A 19,236-nucleotide genomic window follows, 5' to 3' on the forward strand; every position below is an offset into this window, starting at 1 on the left:
TCTGCCGTCTGGAATCGCACGGTTTCGTTTGGACCGGCTGTTTCGCCGGCATTCACGAGGAGAACACGCAATGACCGAGCGTCCGCGGATCGCACTGATCGGAGACCGCAGCTCCACGGTGCCGGCCCACCCGCGCCTGCAGGCCCTCATCCCGCACCTGGGGGTCGAGGTCGACTGGGTGCCCACCCTGACCGTCACCGGTGCCGAGACCCTGGCCGGGTACGCGGGCATCTGGGTGATTCCCGGCTCGCCGTACGCCTCCAAGGAAGGGGTGCTGCTGGCGATCCGGCTGGCCCGGGAGAGTGGCATCCCCTACCTGGGCACGTGCGGCGGGTTCCAGCACGCCCTGATCGAGTACGCGCGCAACGTGCTGGGCCTGCCGCACGCCGACGACGTGCAGTACGACCCCGACGCCGGCACCCCCCTGATCACCGCTCTGTGCTGCTCGCTGGCGGGGGAGGAGGCCCCGCTTCTGCTGGGCGACGGCAGCCGCCTGGCGTCGGTCTACGCCCACGCCGACCAGACGGTCGAGACCTTCCACTGCAAGTACGGCCTCAACCCCGACTACGTCGGCCTCATCGAGCGCAGTTCCCTGGTGATCAGCGGCTGGGACGCAGAAAAGGCGCCCCGGGCCGTCGAGCTCGCCGACCACCCGTTCTTCATCGGCACCCTCTTCCAGCCCGAGCTGTCCTCGACGCCCGCCTCGGTCCACCCCCTCATCGAGGCGTTCGTCGACGCCGCGATCCGGCACGCCACGACCCTCACGCCCCCCCTCACCCCACCGCTGGAGGCTGCTGCCCCATGGAAGTCCTCGTCCTGATCCTCGTCGTGGCGCTCGCCGCGGCGAACGGCGCCAATGACGTCCCCAAGGGCGTCGCCACGCTCGCCGGCGCGGGCGTCACCAAGATCCGTACCGCCATCGTGTGGGGAACCGTCACCACGGCCGTGGGCTGCCTGGTGTCGCTCAGCCTCGCCTCGAAGATGACCGCCCTGTTCTCCAAGGGCATCGTCGCGGCCGCCCCGACCGCGGAGTTCGCCGCCGCGGTGTTGATCGGCACGGTGTTCTGGGTCGTGCTGGCCACCGTCTTGAAGCTGCCGGTCTCGACAACCCACGCCCTGGTCGGGTCGTTGCTGGGGGCCGGCAGCCTGTTCGCGGCCGATGCCGTCCAGTGGAACGGGCTGCTGGCCAAGGTCGTGCAGCCGCTGCTGCTCAGCATCCTGGTGGCGTACGCGATCTCGGCGGTGCTCGGGGTCATCACCCGCAGGGTCGTCGCCAGGGCCGCCAGGAGGAAGGCCGTCGCCGAGCCGCCGCCCGCCGGCACCTCGGCGATCCTGACCGCCACCGCTCCCGCGCGGGTGGAGGCGGAGCTGACCAGGGCGCAGAAGGCGATCGGGATCGGCCACTGGATGACCAGCGGGCTCGCCAGCTTCGCCCGTGGCCTCAACGACGCTCCCAAGATCGTGGCGATCGGCTCTTTCGCGATGATCGGCGGGATGACGACCACCACCTTGCTGCTGGCCGTCACCGTCGCCATGGCGCTCGGCGGTCTGCTGGCCGGGTCGCGTATCGCCGACCGTCTCGCCTACTCCGTCATCAAGATCCCGCATGTGGAGGGGTTCACCGCGAACCTGACCACCGCGAGTCTCGTCGGGCTGGGCGCCACCCTGGGCCTGCCGATGTCCACCACCCAGGTCTCGGCCGGTGCCATCTCCGGCATCGCGGCCAACGATTTGTCCCGGCTCAACAAGAAGACCGTCCGCGATCTGCTGATCGCCTGGCTCTGCACCCCGCCGGTCGGCGCGGCCGTCGCCGCCGGCGCGTACCTGCTGCTTTCCTGAGGCTCGGGCCGCCGGGGTGACCCGGCGGCCCCGCGGTGAGGACTGCCTGCGCCGAACGCATTGACACCACCCATGATTCGATGATCTCCTAATTAAGAATTCTTCAAATCAAAATCGATCGAGAGGACCGGTTATGCAGACGCGACAGGACGAGGACACCACCGTGGCCGGCGGATTCATCGCCGCCCCCGCCCCGGAGGCGACCGCGGTGGCGTCGGGATGTTGCGGCGAGCCGGCGTCGGGCCCGGCCGAGCTGGAACTCATCGACCTGGACTCGGACGACACCGGCAGCGGCTGCTGCGGAGGGTAGCGCCCTTTTCGCACAGGCCCGTCGCATCCGGCCGCCCCGGCGGCACGAGGAAAGGTCCGCACCCCGATGGCCACGACCGCCCGGCCACAGCTCGACGAGCGCCTCGGCGCGCCGGCCGACGCCTTCGAGGAGTCACGGGCCATGGCGACCCTGCGGGCACTGTGCGCGCCCGAGCTCACCGGCCGCGCCGTCGGCACCCCGGGACACGATCGGGCCACCGAGTTGCTCATCGGCGCGTTCGGTGCCCTCGGGCTGGAGACGACCCGGCGCACCTTCCCGGTGCCGGGGGTGCTCCGGCTGGGCGCCCCGCCGGTGCTCACCGTCGACGGCCCTGTCTCGTCCAGGCGGCTGGAGCACCGGCGCGACTACGCCGCCCACCCCCGCTCGGCCCCGATGGACGAGGCCGTCGAGGGACGGGTCGCGCGCTGGGACGGCACCCCCCGCCCCGGCGCCTGGACCGCCCTGGAAGGTGCCCCCCGCGCGGGAGACCTCGCCCGGCTCGCCGCCGCGGTCCGCCGCGGCGGCGGGGTCGGCCTGCTCGTCGCCCAGTTGCCCGACGGGTCGGGGTTCCTGACCAAGCGGGTGACCGGTGTTCCGGTGGAGGTGCCGGTGATCGCCGTCCGGGCCGACCTGCTGGCCGACCTGCTGGCCGGCGGGGACGCGAGCACGGTACGGGCACTGGTGCCGCTGCGCCGCGAAACCGTCACCGCCACCAACGTCCTGGCCCTGCTGCCGGGCGCCGACCCGGCCCTGGCGGCCCGGCCGGTCCTGCTCAGCGCCCACTACGACGGCGTCGGCGACGACCCCGACCGGCGCTTTCCCTGCGCCGGTGACAACGCCAGCGGAACCGCCGTGCTACTGGAGGTCGCGCGCACGCTCACCGCACACCGCTTCAGGCCCGCCCGGCCCCTGATGTTCGCCGCCCTCGACGCCGAGGAGGCGGGCTCCCAGGGGTCTCGGCGGCACGCCGAAGAACTGCTCGCGGCCGGACTCCGGCCCGACGTCGTCAACCTCGACATGGCCGGGAAGTTCAACGGCGCGGTCGCGGTCGACCTGGGACCCGGCAGCCGGCTCATCGAAGACGTCCTCGACCGCGCCGGGCGCGCGCTGGCGGTCCCGCTGGCGCTCGCGCCGGTGGTCTCCGACAACCGCCGCTACGCCGCGGCCGGACTGGCCGTGGCGGGGCTCGGCCTGGGAGCGGCCCACTACCACTCGCCGCTGGATGCCCCCGACCGCATCGAACCGGGCGCACTGCGCCGGGCGGGCCGCCTGCTGCTGGTCAGCGCCGCCCTCCTGGCACTCGACCCACCCCCGCACCACGGCACCTGAAGCCTCCCGGACCGCCCCGGCCCGGGACGCGACGCCGACACCACCTGAAATCGACACCCCAAGGAGTACCGATGGCGACCGCGGCGCCCAGCATTTCCAGCCAGCTCATCCAACTGGCCCCCGAGGTCAGAGACAGCCACGCCAGCTTCTCCGACAGCTACCAGAGTTTCTTCAACGCCGTCTTCAACGGCGGAGCCCTCGATCCCAAGGCACGGGCCGCGGTGGCGCTGGCCGCCGCCCTGCTGCTGGGCCGGGAGGAGACGGTGCGCTCCTTCCTGGCCGCCGCCAAGCAGATCGGCCTGGGAAACGAGGAGATCGGCCAGGTCGCCGGCATCGTCGAGGTGCTGAAACTCGATGCCCTGCAGCGCCCCGCCCAGGCCGCGGCCGCGCCCGCCAAGAAGGCCAACACCTGCTGCTGACCAGCACACACCGACCACGGCCGCATCGCACAGCGAGCGGCGCCCAGTCACAGAACGGAGCGCCGATGACAGGCGACGGCACGACCCCGGCGGGCACTGTTTCGACGGACACCGTCGTCCTCATCGGCGGCCGGGCCCAGCGGGAGTTCACCGTCTTGCACCACCTGGGCTACCGCATCCTGCACCTGGACCGGCGCGTGCCGCTGCACTGCATGCCGTGGGCCGACGTGCCGGTCGACGTGGACGTCGACGATTGGGACCTGGTGCTCAAAGTGGTCCACGACCAGCTCGGCGGGCTCGCCCCCGCGGCCGTCCTGACGCACGTGGAGCCCCGCATCCCGCTGATGGCCCACCTGGCCGGCCGGCTGCTCGCCGACCGGCCGGGGCTGAGCCTTGAGGCCGCGTGGAACTGCCACGACAAATGGCGCACCCGCAACCGGCTGCACGAGGCGGGCATCGCCGTGCCCGGCTTCGGCCTGGCCGGCGACGCCGACGACGCCGTACGCATCGCCCGCGACATCGGCCTGCCGGTGGTCGTCAAACCCCGCGACGGAGCCGGCGCCTTCGGCGTCCGGCGATGCCTCACCCCGCAGGAGGTGCACCGGGCGGCGTCAGCCGTGCTGGCCGACCCCGGATCGGGAACCCGGACGGGAATCCTGGTCGAGGAGTACGTCGACGGACCCGAGTACGCCGTGCAGACCCTCACCCAGCACGGCCGCACCCGGCTGCTGAGCATCTTCCGCCAGCACATGACCGAGCCACCGGTGTTCGTGGAGATCGGCTACGAGCACCCCAGCGGGCTCGGCGAGAGCGACGAGGCGGCGCTGGGCGACCTCGTCGCCTCGGCGCTGGGCGCCCTGGGAGTGACCGACTGGATCAGCCACACCCAGGTCCGCCGCGGACCGGACGGGTTTCGCGTCGTGGAGGTCAACGCCCGCCGCCCGGGCGGCCGGCTGGTGGAGATGACCGACGCCGTCTGCGGCGTCGACATGACCAAGGCGGTCTCCCAGCTCGCCCTCGGGATCGCCGTCACCGCCGACCGGCCGCGCGCCACCCACGCCCTGTACAGCAGCGTCGTCTTCGACGAACCCGGCTTCGTGACCTACCGCACCGGCATCGACGTCTCGGACCAGGCGCGGGCCCTGCCGCCGATCGTCGAGATCGAGGTCGCGCCGGGCGAACCGGTACTGCCGGCCGACCACCCCGAAGGCGGGGTGTACGGCCGGATCGTGGTCTTCGGGCACTCGGCCACCGAGGTCGCCGACGGCGTCGGCGCCATCAGGCAGGCGCTCGGACTGCGGGTGAGCCGGCTTGAGGGCCTGGCCTGGCAGAAGGAGTCGGACAGCCGTGAATTCAAGTCGTGTTGCTGAGGTGAGCGTGGGCAGTCGTACGACGACGCTGATGGACGCCCAGGTGCTCGGCGGACCAACCGGCCGCTACCGGGTGGAACTCGCCCGCGGCGTGGCCGGTATCGACCGCGACGCCTGGAACGACGTGGTGAACCGCTGCGGCGGCGCGATCTTCTACGCCTGGGAGTGGCTGGCCGCCTTCGAGGAGGCACCCCCCGGCGTTTTCGAGCCCGCCCACCTGCTCGCCTACGACGGAGAGGAACTGGCAGGCGTCTGCCCGGCCTACCTGGTCCACCACTGCCCGCGCCTGGAATACGCCTTCACCCTCGGCGCGCCGATCGTCCTGCACCGGGACGGCCCCATCCTGCTCGCGCACAGCCTCGCCGGGCTGCGCGGTGGCCCGCTGGCGCTGCCCGGCCACCGGCCCGCCGCGCACGCCCTGGTCACCGGCCTGGAACGCGCGGCCGCCGCGCTGGGGGCGTGGGCGTGGGGCATCGCCAACGCCCCGGCCGACGACCTGACCGGGTGGCTGCTGGGACAGGGCTACGCCGCCGCGCACATGACCACCACCTACCGGCTCGACACCACCCACACCAGCCCCGAGCAGCACTGGGAAACCCTGCCCGGACGCCGCCGGCGTCGGCTGCGGCGCGAACAGCGCCAAGGCGGCGACGGCCTGGTCATCGGCGAGGCCAAGCCGGACGCCACCACGATGGTCCGGCTCGCGCACGCCGTGCTGCGCGAGCACGACATGCCCGCCGACGTGCTGCCCGAGCACTACCTGCGGGCTATGGCCCATCACCTGCGGCCTTACGAGAGAACGATCACCGCCACCGACGAGCGGGGCGAGGTGGTGGCCGTGTTCGTCGGATGGCAGTTCGGCGGGGAGTGGGCGCTGTGGATCGCGGGCCTGCAGACCGGCCGCTACCCCGTCTTCGAGCCCTACCACGCGATGATCGCCCACAGCGTCGAAGTGGCGATCACCACCGATACCCGCGTGCTCAACTTCGGCCGGGGCAACGGGGTGGTCAAACGCCGCTACGGCGCGGCGGGCACCCCCCTCTTCCTCGCCCTGAAGACGGCCGACCGCGGCCGCGACGCGCTCCTGCACGCCTGGTGCCGGCAGGTAGAAGCCCGCAGCCAGGCCTCGGCGCACGAACTCGGCGTGGCGAGCAGGTGCTGCTGATGTCAGAGCTGATTTCAGGACCGACGCCGGCACCCGTGCCGGTGCCCGAGCAGATGCCCGGGCGGGCCGATGAGGGCCGGCCGAGCGTCGTGTGCGTGTCGGGCCGCCGCGTCGTGCAGGTACTGGCGCAGCTGGACGTACGCACGGTGCTGCTCGGCGACCCCACCCCCCTCGACCTCGCCTGCGTCGTCGACGTGCCGATGGACCTCGACCTCGACGACTGGACGACGGCCGAGGCCGCGCTGCGACGGCTGCACGCGACCCACCCCGTCGAGGCCGTGCTGAGCGTCTACGATGCACACCTTCCCCTGGCCAGCTTCCTCGCCGCCCGCCTGGACGTGACCGGGCTGGCCCTGGCAGCGGCGCTGAACTGCCACGACAAGCTCCGCATGCGCCTGGCCCTGCAGGCCGCGGACATTCCGGGACCGGCCTACGCCGTCGTCGCCGACGAGGGCGAAGCCCACGCCGCCGCCCGGCGGATCGGCCACCCGGTGCTGCTCAAGAAGATCACCGCGGCGGCGGGCCGGGGCACCCGGCTGTGCCGCGACCCGGACGAGGTCGCCGAGGCGGTCACGGCACTGCGCGAGGAGAGCTCCCCCAACCTTCTCGTCGAGGAGTACGTCGACGGGCCGGAATACGCGGTGCAGAGCGTCACCGCAGGCGGTGTCACCGAGGTGATCAGTATCCTTTCCCAGCACACCGCACCCGGGCCGCGGCCGCTGGAGGTCGGCTACGACTTCCCCAGCGGGCTGGGCGAGCGCGGCGAACACGACCTGGGCCGCTTCGTCGCGAAGGCCCTGCGCGCGCTCGGCTTCGACGACGGGATCGCCCACACCCAGGTCCGGCTGGGCCCTGCGGGCCCGATGGTCGTCAACGTCGGCGCCCGTCCTCCCGGCGGGCTGCTGTGCGCGATCACCGAGGCGGTCTGCGGCGTGGACATGGTCCGGGCCGCGGCGGAGGTGGCACTGGGCCGGCCCGTCACCCGCCGGGCGCCGACGGCCCGCTACGCCCGCTACCGCTGCGTCACCTTCGAGGCCTCCGGACGCGTCGCCTACGACCCGCGGGCGCTCACCGACGCGCGACAGCAGGCCCCCTCGCCGGTGGTCAGCATGGACGTCGACCCCGGGGAAGCGGTGCTGGCCCTGGACCACCCCGACGGCGGCACCTACGGGCGCGTCGTCGTCTACGCCGACACCGAGGCCCGGCTGGAGCCCGCCTACCGGCGCATCCTCGACACCCTCCGGCCACACATCGACCAGGCCACGACCTAGACCCATGAGACACCCCATATGAGGACGGTGACCTCCACGTGTCAGACAACGCAGGACCGCACGCGCCGGGCGACAGGACACGAGTACTCGTCCTGGGCGGCCGGCGCACCGTCACGATGCTCAAGGAGCGCACCGGATACGAGGTGGGCTTCGCCGACGAGGCCATCCCCTTCGACCTCCTCGCGGCGGCCGACATCCCGATCGAGGTCGACTTCGACGACTGGGAGGGGGTCTTGGCCGAGGTCCGGCGCGTGCACGCCCTGCGGCCGTTCACCGCGGTGGTCAGCCAGATCGACCGCCTCGTCCCGCTGGCCGGCATGCTGGGCGAGCGGCTGGGACTGAGCACCGGCATCACCAGCCAGGCCGCCTGGAACTGCAACGACAAGGCGGCCACCCACCGCTGCCTGGCCGAGGCCGGCATCGCCGTGACACGCCACCGCGTCGTCCGCGGCGCCGAGGAGGGGGTGATCGCCGCCAAGGAGATCGGCCTGCCCGTCATCGTCAAACCCCGGGACGCCTCCAGCGCCGCCGGGCTCATGCACTGCGCCGACGCCGACGAGGTGTTCGCGGCCGTGAGCGACATCCTGGACGGCGGCCGCGACAGCGCGCTCGTCGAGGAGTACCTCGTCGGTCCCGAGATCGGCGTGTTCGCCGCCCGCGCGGGCGGCCGGACGGAGATCTTGTACGTGTTCACCGGCGAGGTCGGGCCGCCGCCGAAATTCGTCAAGCTGGGAGGCTGGTTCCCCAGCGCCCTGGCCGAGGGGGAGCAGGCCCGGCTCGGCGAGCTCAGCGAACGGGTCCTGGCCGCCCTCGGGCTCGACAACTGGGTGGCGCTGCTGCAGTTCATCCTCACCGACGACGGGCCGAAGGTCGTCGAGGTCAACCCGCGGGTCTCCGGAGGCCAGGGCGTCGCACTGATCGCAGCGACCACCGGTTACGAGCTGACGCTCGCGGCGGTGGAGGCCGCCCTGGGCCGGCACATCCAGCCCGACCCCCCCAAGGCCGCCATCGGGATGTACCACAGCATCGTCTTCGAGCAGGAGGGGACGCTGTGGTACCGGCCGCAGGCCCTGCGCGCGGTCGAGGGCCTGGAGTCCCCGGTGGCGCCGGTGATCGAGATCGACGTCAGGCCGGGGGAGGCGGTCCTGGCGATCAACCATCCGCGCGGCGGGACCTTCGGCCGCATCGTGGTGGCCGGCACCAGCCGCGAGGAGGTCGCCCGCGACCACGAACGAATCATGAAACAGCTGGACCTGCGGGTCGAGCCACTGGAGAACGCCGAAAAGCAGGTCGACAAGCCACACACCTCCTGCTGCTGACGACCACCGGCCCGGCAGGGGCGCGACGGTCCCTTGACTGGGCACAGGCGATCTGATTCGATAATCTTGGAATTATCAAATCAGTCGGGAGGATGTCATGGCAGAAGACATGATCGGCTCGGGCTGCTGTGAGACCAGCGGTATCGAGGACGCCGCGGAAGACGGCGCCGAATGCAGCTGCGCCTGTGCGTGCTGCGACTAGGCCACGGCCACCACGTGTGATCAGGCGCGGTCCGCACCCGGTAAGGCGTGGACCGCGCCGCACGCCGCAGGCCCGGCCAGAAGGAAGAGGAACGTGAAAGAGTCACTTCACGCGCTACGTTTCATCTACGGCTACCCGCTGCGTTATCGCGGCGCGATGATCGTGGCCACGGCCACCATGCTGGCCGGGCTGCTGAGCACCATCGCCATTCCCCTGATCATCCGCGTCGCGATCGACGCCGGAGTGCTGGGCGGCGACCCCGGCCTGCTGCTCGGGATCGCCCTGGGGATCCTCGCCGTCGGCGCGCTCTCGGCCGCGCTGCTGCACCTGGGCAAGCAGTTGCGCTTCAACGTCGCGAGCAGGGCCGTCAACGACCTGCGCCACGACCTCTTTCGCAAGCTCCTGCGCCTGGGGCCCGCCGACACGGCCGAGGCCTCCGGCGGCCGGGCGCTGACCCGCCTGGTCTCCGACGCGGTCTTCGTGCGCGGTCTCACCAACGGCGGGATCCTGGAACTGCTCAACCAGATCCTCGTCACCTCGGTGATGTACCTGGTGGCGCTGCTGATCGACGTGCGCACCACGCTGGTCGCCTCCATCCCCCTGGTGATCGTGATCATCGGCAATCTGACCGTCCAGGGACGCCTGTCGCGCGTGTTCGGCGAGGTGAAAGGGCAGTTCACCAACCTGCTCTCCGGCGTGGGGGAGTCCCTGTCCAACATCGGGGTGGTGAAGTCCTTCGGCCGCGAGGACGCCGCCTCCGGCCGGCTCCAGAAGATCAACGAGGAGCTCTCGGCGCGCAGGGGCAGCATGAAGACCACCTACAGCCGGTGGGAGGCCATCCTCAACGTCGTGGGCGCGCTGCCCACCCCCATCGCCCTGTGGCTGGGGGGAAGCGCGGTCGTCGACGGCCAGATCACCGTGGGCAGCCTCGTCGCGCTCACCGCGCTGATCATGATGGTCCAGATGAGCATGCACATGGTGACCATGCACGCGAACGGGATCTTCCGCTCGGTGGTCATCGCGCAGCGGCTGCTGCGGATCGTCGACGCCCGGCCCGTGCTGACCGTCGAGCCGCGGACCCGGTCCATGCCGGCACCCGACGGTGCGCTGTCGGCCACCGGAATCGTCGTCGAGATCGGCGAACGGCGCGTCCTGGACGACGTCAGCCTGACCGTGCGGGCCGGCGAGGCGGTCGCGCTGATCGGGCCGACCGGCGGCGGCAAGACGACCTTGTTGCACGTGCTCGCCCGGCTGCGCGACACCCAGGCCGGTGTCGTGGCCTACGACGGCGTCGACGTGCGCGACTACGACCTGGAATCGGTACGGCGACAGGTGGTGTCCCTGCCGCAACGGCAATGGATCTTCGAGGGGACACTCGCCGACAACATCGGCTTCGCCCGCCCCGATGCGACGGCGCAGCAGATCGCCGACGCGGCACACGCCGCCGGTCTGGGCGACTTCCCGCTGACCCGGACGCTGGCCGCCGACGCGGTGGACCTCTCGGCCGGGGAGCGCCAGCGGGTGGGCCTGGCCCGCGTCCTGCTGGTCGACCCCGCCGTCCTGCTGCTGGACAACCCCACCGCCAACCTCGACGCCGAGACCGAGGCCGAGCTGCTCGACACCATCGTGCGGGTCCGGCAGGGCCGCACGCTCATCATCGCCACCCAGCAACCCGCCGTCGCCCGCTACGTCGACCGCGTCATCGCGCTCAAGAACGGCGTGCTGGTGCCCCCCGAGTCCCTCACCGGCGACGCGACCGGCGACCGGGCCGGCTCCACGAGCGGCACGACGGGCGGCACAGCGAGCGGCACGACGGGCGGCACGACGGGCGACGACGCGGCGGATCGGCCGCTGACGCCCGCCGGCGTACAGGAAGGAGCCCAGGGCAATGGCTGAGATCGCCTCCCCACCCGCACCCCTCGACCCGGGCGAGGTCAACCAGACGCTGCGCCGGGCGGTGCGTCGCTTCCTTCCCTACCTCAGACCCCACATCGGATGGATCGCCCTGGCGACCCTGGTGACCATCCTCAGCTCCGTCATGACGATCGCCCAGATGTACGCCGTGATGCTCGGCGTGGGCCACATCGTCACCGGCAACATGGAGGCCGTCGCCCAGACGGCGATCAACCTGGTGATCCTCGCGGTCCTGGACAACATCATCCGCATCACCTACAACCTCGCGATGATCCGGGTCAACGAGCGCATCACCGTCACCTTGCGCAACGACCTGGTGACCCGGCTGCACAACGTCCAGCTGTCACGCCACGTCTCCCAGGCCAGCGGGACGTGGGTCACCCGGGTGCTGTTCGAGGCCGAGCGGTTTCGCGGCTACATCACCAAGACCGGCATGGAGCTCGTGCAAAGCGCCGTGTGGTTCATCGCCTTCGCGGTGTTCCTGCTCGCCCTCAGCCCCGGCGTGGCCCTGCCGACCCTCGTGGTCATCCCGCTCATGGTCTTCATCGCGCTGCGCTGGACCCGTCACCTCAAGGCCGACACCGGCCACCAGCGCGAGGCGTGGGACGGCATGGTCGGCTACCTCAACCAGCGCATCGACGGCCTCGCCGACATCCGCGCCTTCGGCCGCGAGGACAGCATGATGGCCGACCTGGAGCAGCGATCGGCCCAGTACACCGTCATCCACAACAGGCTCTCCACCAAACGGCTGTGGCTGACCTCCTACCTCGGCTTCACCGTCCACATCGCCCTGGCGCTGCTGATCTTCTTCGGCGGCCTGCAGATCATCAACGGCCACGCCCTCGGATCGGGCTTCTTCTTCGACCTGGCCGCCGGCATGATGCCCATGACCTGGATGCTGCTGGGCACCGACACGATGATGGCCTCCATGGGCATGGCCCAGGGCGCCGCCCTGGCCGCGGGCACCCTGGCCGCGTTCGCCCTGTTCTCCAAGCGGATGCTCAACCCGGTCCGCGACGTGGCCAACCAGCTGGGTCAGGCCTCCGACATGGCGGTCTCGGCCCAGCGCGTCCTGGAGGTGCTGGACCTGCCCGGGGAGGACGACACCGGCTACCCGCTGAGTGAGGTTCGCGGCCACCTGCAGATCGGCCACGTGGGATTCGGCTACGACGACGGGACCCAGGTCCTGCACGACGTGTCGCTGGAGGTCCGCCCCGGCGAGCACGTCGGCGTCGTCGGCGCCAGCGGCGCCGGCAAGAGCACCCTCATGCAGCTGCTGGTCCGCTTCTACACGCCCACCTCGGGCACGATCCACATCGACGGCCACGACCTGTCGCAGGTGACCAAGTCCTCCGTGCGCGAGCAGATCCTGCTGGTGACCCAGGAGGCCCAGCTCTTCGACGGGACCGTCGCGGAGAACATCCGCTTCGGCCGCCCCGAGGCGACCGAGGAGCAGATCGTCGAGGCCGCCCGCGCGCTGGGCGCGCACGAGGTGATCGCCGAACTCGGCGACGGGTACCAGACCAAGGTGGGCGAGCGCGGATCGCGGCTGTCCACCGGGGAACGGCAACTCGTCGCCCTGACGCGCGCCATGCTCGCCAACCCCAAAGTGATCGTCCTCGACGAGGCGGTCTCCAGCGTGGACCCGGCCCGGCAACGGACCGTCCTGGCCGCGATCCGGCGGCTGCTGGAAGGACGCACCGCGATCGTCGTGGCCCACTGGCTGACCCTCGTCGAAGACCTCGACCGCGTCTTCGTCCTCGAAGAGGGCCGGATCGTCGAGTCCGGCACGCCGGTGGAACTGCTCACCCGCGACAGCCGCCTCGCCGAGCTGTGCAAAGTCCAGACCGGAGAAACCACCGCCCAACCCGCTGGAAGGAAGTAATCCCATGTCCACCACCGAGCAGAACCTCGGCCAGCTGTTCTGGTCGGCCGCCCAGAGCGAGCCGGCGGCCACCGCCAAGCCCGAGCCCAAGCCCGCGGCCAAGAGCTCCTGCTGCGGCCCCAAGCCCGCCGCGACGACCGCCACCGAACCCGCCGCCGCTGCCGCCGGCGGTGCGGCCCCGGCGGCGAAGGCCTCGTGCTGCGGCCCCAAGCCCGCGGCCACGACGGCCACCGCCCCCGTCGCCGAGGCCGGGAAAGCTCCGGCCGCGAAGAGTTCGTGCTGCGGATAGCCCCGCCTGCCGACAGCGCACCGCCCGCCGGACCGACCGAGAAACCCACGACAGGAGGCAAGTGATGAGCAGGCGCCCACGCCGGGCCGTGGCGGCCGCGGCCATCGCGATCGTCACCATGGCGGGCTGCGCGCAGAGCAGGGCCGACGACACCAGGTCGCCGGCCGAATGCCTCACCCAGCAGCAGAACGCCGGACTCACGGTGCAGTTCACCACCAATCCCTGCCCGGCCAAAGGCGGGACGGCCACCACCGCGCAGTTCACCGTCAAGGATTCCGCCGGAGCCCTCGTCCCCGACGCCACGGTGAAGGTCGACTACGACATGCCCAGCATGAACATGGGCGGCGCCCAGCAGACGGCCACCCGCAAGGGAGATGGGTACGAGGCCAAGCTCGTGCTGGGCATGTCCGGCTACTGGGCGATCAACGTCCAGATCGGCCACGGCTCGGGACCACCGGCCGCGGTCCGGTTCAACATCAGGGCCAGGTAGGAGGAAGGCCATGCTGAGTCGTCGTGCGGCGCAGCTGCCGCCGTCGAGCACGGCGGCGCTCGACGCCCGCGCCAAACAGCTCGCCGAAGACGGCGTCGACGTCATCAACCTCACCGGCGGTGAGGTCGACTTCCCGACGCCGCGCGAGGCGTGCGAAGGCGGAACCGAGGCGATCGACCGGGGATTCACCCGCTACACGGCGGTCGCCGGCATCGCGTCGCTGCGCCAGGCCGTCGCCGCACGACTGGCGCGCATGTGGAACGCCCCCTGCACCGCCCAGGAGATCATCATCACCAACGGTGCCAAGCAGGCCCTCGCGAACGCCTTCGCGACCCTGCTGGACCCGGGCGACGAAGTGATCATCCAGGCCCCGTACTGGGTGAGCTTCCCTCACATGATCACCCTCGCCGGCGGGACACCGGTCGTCATCCCCACCGGAGCCGACACCGGTTTCAAACTGACGCCGCGAGCCGTCGCCGAACGGATCACCCCGCGCACCAAAGCGCTGCTGATCAACAGCCCGTCCAACCCCACCGGCGTCGTCTACACCCGGGCGCAACTGGCGGCGCTGGCCGACGTGGCGCTGGGCGCTGACCTGACCATCGTCAGCGACGAGATCTACGGCGACCTCGTCTACGACGGCGCCGAGTTCACCGGCGTCGCCTCTTTGGGCCGCGCGATCCGGGAGCGGACCGTCACGGTCGGCGGATGGTCGAAGACCTTCGCGATGACGGGATGGCGCGTCGGGTTCGCCGCCGCCCCACCCCCCGTGATCGCCGCAATGGCCGCCCTGCAGGGACACACCACCTCGGCCGCGTCCTCGATCTCCCAGCACGCCGCGCTGGCGGTGCTGCGCGCGGAGCCGACCGCCGAACTACGACAGCGCGGCATCGCGCTGGACGAACGCCGGCGAATCCTGCGTGACGGCCTGGCCGCCCTGCCCGGACTGCGGCTCGCCGTCGAACCCCAGGGAGCGTTCTTCGCCTTCGTCGACGTGTCGGGCGCCTACGGGCCCGGCGCGCACGGCCAGGCGATCGACAGCGCCGCGACCTTCGCCGAACAGCTCCTGCGCACCACACAGGTCGCCGTCGTCCCCGGCGCCGACTTCGGCGCCCCGCACCACATCCGGATCTCCTACGTCGCCGGCCCCGAAACGCTGCGCGAGGCGCTGAAGCGCATCCACGACTTCCTGGCCGCCATCCCCGGCAGCAGGGCCACCACGGCCGGGCGATGAGTCCCGGCACCCCGATCGACTCCCCGCCCGGACTCCCGGACACCGGCAGGAAAGGACCACCCCATGAGCGTCGTCACCACGTACGCGGTGCAGGGCATGACGTGCGGCGGATGCGCCAAGCGAGTGCGAACCGCCCTCAACGCCGCCATCCCCGGCCTTGAGGCCATCGACATCGACCTCCAGGCCGGCCAGGTGCGGATCAGCGCACCGGCCCCCGTCCCCGCCGAAACCGTCCAGGCCGCGGTGGAGACGACCAAATACCGCTTCGCCGGAGTCCTGTCGTGAGAAGCAGCGTCAAGGTCGCGGGATTCCTGCTGCTGCTGGCGGCGGTCTTCGCGCTCGCCTACGCCCTGGGAACCTTCGTACCCCCGGTGGAACTGTAGGCCCGTGGAAAGGAGATGAGAGCGGTGTCGGTATCGGCTCCGGGGCTCGCGACCCGGTCGGAGGTCACGCTGCTGATCGGCGGCATGACCTGCGGCTCGTGCTCGGCCCGCATCGAACGCAAGCTCAACCGCATGGACGGCGTGCGCGCCGAGGTCAACTTCGCCGTCGAACAGGCACACGTCGAACACGACGCCGGCGTCTCGGTGGACGACCTGATCGCCGTGGTGGAGGCACTCGGCTACAGCGCCGCCCTGCCGGCCCCCGAGCCCGCCGCCGCCTCCAAGGAGGACTCCGCCGAGCAATCCGGTGACGAGACCCTGGCCGCCCTGCGCCGGCGGCTGACGATATCGGGAGCCCTCAGCGTGCCGGTCGTCGCCATGGCGATGATCACCCCGCTGCAGTTCACCTCCTGGCAGTGGCTGTCGCTGACGCTCGCCGCCCCGGTGGCGACCTGGGGGGCATGGCCCTTCCACGTGGCGGCCTACAAGAACCTGCGGCACGGCGCGGCCACCATGGACACCCTCATCTCACTGGGCGTGACCGCGGCGTTCGGCTGGTCGCTGTACGCCTTGTTCTTCGGATACGCGGGCCTGCCGGGAATGCAGATGCCTTTCGTGATGCGTCCCGTCGCCGGGGAGGGGCTGCACCACATCTACCTGGAGGTGGCGGCCAGCCTCACCGTCTTCATCCTCGCCGGCCGCTACGCCGAGCATCGCTCCAAACGCCGCGCCGGCTCAGCCCTGCGGGCGCTGCTGGAACTCGGCGCCAAGGACGTGGCGGTGATCAGGAACGACCGTGAGACCCGCGTGCCCGTCGACCGGCTCACCGTCGGCGACCTCTTCGTCGTCCGGCCGGGCGAGAAGATCGCCACCGACGGAATCGTCGTCGAGGGCACCTCCGCGGTGGACGCCTCCATGCTGACCGGCGAGAGCGTGCCGGTCGAGGTGGGGCCGCAGGACACCGTCGCGGGCGCCACCGTCAACGCCAGCGGGCGACTGATCGTCCGGGCGACCCGAATCGGCGCCGACACCCGGCTCGCCCGGATCACCCGGCTGGTGACACAGGCACAGGCCGGCAAGGCGCCCGTGCAGCGCCTCGCCGACCGCATCGCCGCGGTGTTCGTCCCCGTCGTCGTGGCGATCGCCGTCGCGGCGTTCGGATTCTGGCTCGGCAACGGCCTGGACGTCGCCGCAGCGCTGACCGCCGCCGTCTCCGTCCTCGTCGTCGCCTGCCCGTGCGCGCTCGGCCTGGCGACACCGACCGCGCTGCTCGTCGGCACCGGGCGCGGCGCCCAGCTGGGCATCCTCATCCGCGGCCCGGAGATCCTCGAGTCGACACGCCGGATCGACACCATCGTCTTGGACAAGACCGGGACGGTCACCACCGGCTCCATGCGCCTGGCCGACGTGGTCGCGGCCCCCGGCCAGGACGCCGACGAGGTGCTCAGGCTCGCCGGCGCGCTGGAGGACGCCTCGGAGCATCCGATCGCCAAGGCCATCGCGGCCGCCGCGCGCGACCGCGCCGGCCCCCTGCCCGCCGTCACCGCGTTCGAAGGCAGCACCGGCCTGGGCGTGCGCGGCGAGGTCGACGGCACGGCCGTGCTCGTCGGCCGGGCGGGCTGGCTGGGCTCGGAACTGTCGATGCCCGCCGAACTGGAAGAAAGCCGCCAGGAGGCCGAAGAGCTCGGCCTGACACCGGTCTTCGCCGGATGGCGGGGACAGGTGCGCGGCATGCTGGTCGTCGCCGACACCGTCAAGGAGACCAGCGCCGAGGCCGTGGCCCGGATGCGCAGGCTCGGGCTCGCGCCGATCCTGCTGACCGGTGACAACGCGCGGGCCGCGCGGGCGGTCGCCGCGCAGGTCGCGATCACCGACGTCGAATCCGACGTCATGCCCGCCGACAAGGTCGCCGTGATCCGGCGGCTCCAGCACGACGGGCGGGTCGTGGCGATGGTCGGCGACGGAGTCAACGACGCCGCCGCCCTGGCCCAGGCCGACCTGGGCATCGCCATGGGCACCGGCACGGACGCGGCCATCGAGGCCGGCGACATCACCCTCGTACGCGGAGACCTGCGCGCGGCGGCGGACGCGGTACGGCTGTCCAGGCGCACGCTGAAAACAATCAAGGGCAACCTTTTCTGGGCCTTCGCCTACAACGTCGCCGCCGTTCCCCTGGCCGTGATGGGCATGCTGAACCCGATGATCGCCGGGGCCGCCATGGCGATGTCCAGCGTGTTCGTGCTGAGCAACAGCCTGAGACTGCGCCGCTTCCAGGCGGGCGCCCCGGCGTCCGCACCGAGCCCGATCACCGCGCCGCCGGCCGCCGGCGCGCCCGCCCCGGGCAGGGCGCTCCAGGCGACCGGCGGGAGCGGAAACGGGTGACGGCGGCGGCTGGGAGCAGCCGCCGCCCTCCGGTCCGGGCGGCATCTGCGAGCCAGGAGCATCACATGGATCCGGCCGTGTTCAACGCGTGCGCGCCGCTGGCGCGCGAACCACTGGGCCCCTCCGCGGCGGGGGATCTGGCCCAGACGTTCAAGGCGCTGGGGGATCCCGTGCGCCTGCGACTGCTCTCGCTGATCGCCTCGCACCCCCACCGCGAGGTATGCGTGTGCGACATGTCCGGTGACTTCGACCTGTCGTCCCCGACGATCTCCTACCACCTGAAGGTGCTGCGGGCGGCCGGGCTCATCACCGCGGAGCGACGCGGCACCTGGGTCTACTACCGCGCCGTGTCCTCGACGTTGAGCGACCTGTCCCGGCTGCTGGAAGCCCGAGACGGACCGGCGGACGCGGCGGCCCTGTCGCGGGCGGCGCCCACCGAGACGAACGGCGAGCAACGGTGATCCTCAAGACCGTCGCCGGCCTGCCTCTGGCCGTGGTCGACGTCCAGGAGGCGCTCGGCGGCGAGTGGAGACGCCACCGGCACCAGGTCGACGTCGTACGCGTGCAAAACCCGCCGGCCGAACACTGGACGGAGCTCGCCGCCGCGGGCTTCCTTCCCAAGCCGCAGGTCGTCGTCTGGCGCGCGGCCACAGCGGGAAGCGAGGAGGAGTTTCTCAACGGCCTGAACAGCAGGGACAGGCGCAACGTCTTCGCGGCACGTCGCCGCGGCCTCGCCGCCGGGCTGCGTTTCGAGGTCCGCCCGGTGTCCCCGAAGCTGCTGGAGGAGTTCCTGCCCCTGTACGAAAGCCAGGTCACCGCGATGCGGCACGGGTGGCTCCTCGCCGTCCAGCAGCGCGAACGGATCCTGGCCGAGGGCGAACGGTATTTCGCCCTCTGCGCGTGGGACGGCGAAACACTGGCCGGGGCGTGCCTCAACCTGCAGTCGCGAGACAAGGACGAGGTACGAGCGCGGTTCAGCGCGGTGGCACCCCGGTACCACGCGACCGGCCTGGCCCGCCTGCTCTACATGGAGGTCATCGAGGAGGCCCGTCGGCGCGAGTTCACCTGGGTGAGCCTGGGCAGCGACCCCAACCTGTACGGCCACCTGACCAAGCCGGGCCTGTTCGGTTTCAAGAGCCGCCTCGGATTCGTCGCCCTGCCCTCCCACCTCGTCGACCCCGCGTCCGGCTCCGACCAGGCCGACCGGATCGTCAACCTCGGTGCCCTCACCGACCCGTCCTTCGTCCTGGCCTACGCCGTCGGCCCCGACGGCCGGCCGGAGCGCGGAGCGGCGCTGCGACTGGAGATGTTCAGCTTCGCCGAAGAGCTCGACCTGCGGCCCTACAGCCCGGCCTACCTCACCGGCGTGCGACTGCACCACCTTCACAGGCCACTGCTCGACACCACCCGCTGACCCGACACCTACGGAGATGGC

General features: G+C 71.6%; 18 protein-coding genes. All 18 read left to right on the plus strand.

The features are described from left to right. Positions 1 to 70: 70 nt before the first annotated feature. The 18 genes from AB0F88_RS26610 (at position 71) to AB0F88_RS26695 (ending at position 19,215) form a co-directional block, all read left to right on the plus strand. A complete protein-coding gene (locus tag AB0F88_RS26610; protein WP_362689449.1) occupies positions 71 to 820 on the plus strand; it encodes a hypothetical protein in 750 nt (249 codons plus the stop codon). Continuing rightward, a complete protein-coding gene (locus AB0F88_RS26615) occupies positions 802 to 1,839 on the plus strand; it encodes an inorganic phosphate transporter (protein ID WP_362689452.1) in 1,038 nt (345 codons plus the stop codon). Before AB0F88_RS26610 ends, AB0F88_RS26615 begins: the two co-directional genes overlap by 19 nt. Positions 1,840 to 1,972: 133 nt before the next feature. Beyond that, positions 1,973 to 2,149 (plus strand): hypothetical protein, encoded by a 177-nt coding sequence (locus AB0F88_RS26620; protein ID WP_362689455.1) that lies wholly within the window; start codon positions 1,973 to 1,975, stop codon positions 2,147 to 2,149. A gap of 66 nt (positions 2,150 to 2,215) precedes the next feature. Further along, a complete protein-coding gene (locus AB0F88_RS26625; protein WP_362689458.1) occupies positions 2,216 to 3,478 on the plus strand; it encodes a M28 family metallopeptidase in 1,263 nt (420 codons plus the stop codon). Positions 3,479 to 3,549: 71 nt separating this feature from the next. After that, positions 3,550 to 3,897, plus strand: a complete 348-nt coding sequence (locus AB0F88_RS26630; RefSeq protein ID WP_362689461.1) for a carboxymuconolactone decarboxylase family protein — start codon at positions 3,550 to 3,552, stop codon at positions 3,895 to 3,897. Positions 3,898 to 3,962: 65 nt separating this feature from the next. Then, a complete protein-coding gene (locus tag AB0F88_RS26635) occupies positions 3,963 to 5,267 on the plus strand; it encodes an ATP-grasp domain-containing protein (protein WP_362689464.1) in 1,305 nt (434 codons plus the stop codon). Between the two features lie 7 nt (positions 5,268 to 5,274). Next, the gene (locus AB0F88_RS26640) at positions 5,275 to 6,432 is read left to right on the plus strand and encodes a GNAT family N-acetyltransferase (RefSeq protein WP_362689467.1); all 1,158 of its coding nucleotides are present in this window, start codon (positions 5,275 to 5,277) and stop codon (positions 6,430 to 6,432) included. Then, a complete protein-coding gene (locus AB0F88_RS26645; protein WP_362689470.1) occupies positions 6,432 to 7,703 on the plus strand; it encodes an ATP-grasp domain-containing protein in 1,272 nt (423 codons plus the stop codon). Before AB0F88_RS26640 ends, AB0F88_RS26645 begins: the two co-directional genes overlap by 1 nt. A gap of 38 nt (positions 7,704 to 7,741) precedes the next feature. Then, positions 7,742 to 9,022, plus strand: a complete 1,281-nt coding sequence (locus tag AB0F88_RS26650; protein ID WP_362689473.1) for an ATP-grasp domain-containing protein — start codon at positions 7,742 to 7,744, stop codon at positions 9,020 to 9,022. A gap of 295 nt (positions 9,023 to 9,317) precedes the next feature. Continuing rightward, positions 9,318 to 11,120 carry an ABC transporter ATP-binding protein gene (locus tag AB0F88_RS26655; protein WP_362689476.1) on the plus strand — a complete coding sequence of 601 codons (1,803 nt, stop codon included), beginning with the start codon at positions 9,318 to 9,320 and terminating at the stop codon, positions 11,118 to 11,120. Continuing rightward, positions 11,113 to 13,023: an ABC transporter ATP-binding protein gene (locus tag AB0F88_RS26660; protein ID WP_362689479.1), complete on the plus strand. Its 1,911-nt coding sequence runs from the start codon at positions 11,113 to 11,115 to the stop codon at positions 13,021 to 13,023. The genes AB0F88_RS26655 and AB0F88_RS26660 overlap by 8 nt, the downstream gene beginning before the upstream one ends. Positions 13,024 to 13,027: 4 nt before the next feature. Further along, positions 13,028 to 13,312 (plus strand): hypothetical protein, encoded by a 285-nt coding sequence (locus AB0F88_RS26665; RefSeq protein WP_362689482.1) that lies wholly within the window; start codon positions 13,028 to 13,030, stop codon positions 13,310 to 13,312. Between the two features lie 64 nt (positions 13,313 to 13,376). Beyond that, entirely contained in the window at positions 13,377 to 13,802 is a 426-nt protein-coding gene (locus tag AB0F88_RS26670; protein ID WP_362689485.1) for a FixH family protein, read from the plus strand. Between the two features lie 10 nt (positions 13,803 to 13,812). Continuing rightward, a complete protein-coding gene (locus tag AB0F88_RS26675; protein ID WP_362689487.1) occupies positions 13,813 to 15,036 on the plus strand; it encodes a pyridoxal phosphate-dependent aminotransferase in 1,224 nt (407 codons plus the stop codon). Positions 15,037 to 15,099: 63 nt separating this feature from the next. Next, positions 15,100 to 15,321, plus strand: a complete 222-nt coding sequence (locus AB0F88_RS26680) for a heavy metal-associated domain-containing protein (RefSeq protein ID WP_362689490.1) — start codon at positions 15,100 to 15,102, stop codon at positions 15,319 to 15,321. A gap of 182 nt (positions 15,322 to 15,503) precedes the next feature. Further along, the gene (locus AB0F88_RS26685) at positions 15,504 to 17,801 is read left to right on the plus strand and encodes a heavy metal translocating P-type ATPase (protein WP_362689597.1); all 2,298 of its coding nucleotides are present in this window, start codon (positions 15,504 to 15,506) and stop codon (positions 17,799 to 17,801) included. A gap of 65 nt (positions 17,802 to 17,866) precedes the next feature. Then, positions 17,867 to 18,262 (plus strand): metalloregulator ArsR/SmtB family transcription factor, encoded by a 396-nt coding sequence (locus AB0F88_RS26690; protein ID WP_362689493.1) that lies wholly within the window; start codon positions 17,867 to 17,869, stop codon positions 18,260 to 18,262. Continuing rightward, positions 18,259 to 19,215 (plus strand): GNAT family N-acetyltransferase, encoded by a 957-nt coding sequence (locus AB0F88_RS26695; RefSeq protein WP_362689496.1) that lies wholly within the window; start codon positions 18,259 to 18,261, stop codon positions 19,213 to 19,215. Before AB0F88_RS26690 ends, AB0F88_RS26695 begins: the two co-directional genes overlap by 4 nt. Positions 19,216 to 19,236: the final 21 nt, after the last annotated feature.

Source organism: Streptosporangium sp. NPDC023963, from assembly GCF_040639135.1.
Taxonomy (GTDB): domain Bacteria; phylum Actinomycetota; class Actinomycetes; order Streptosporangiales; family Streptosporangiaceae; genus Streptosporangium.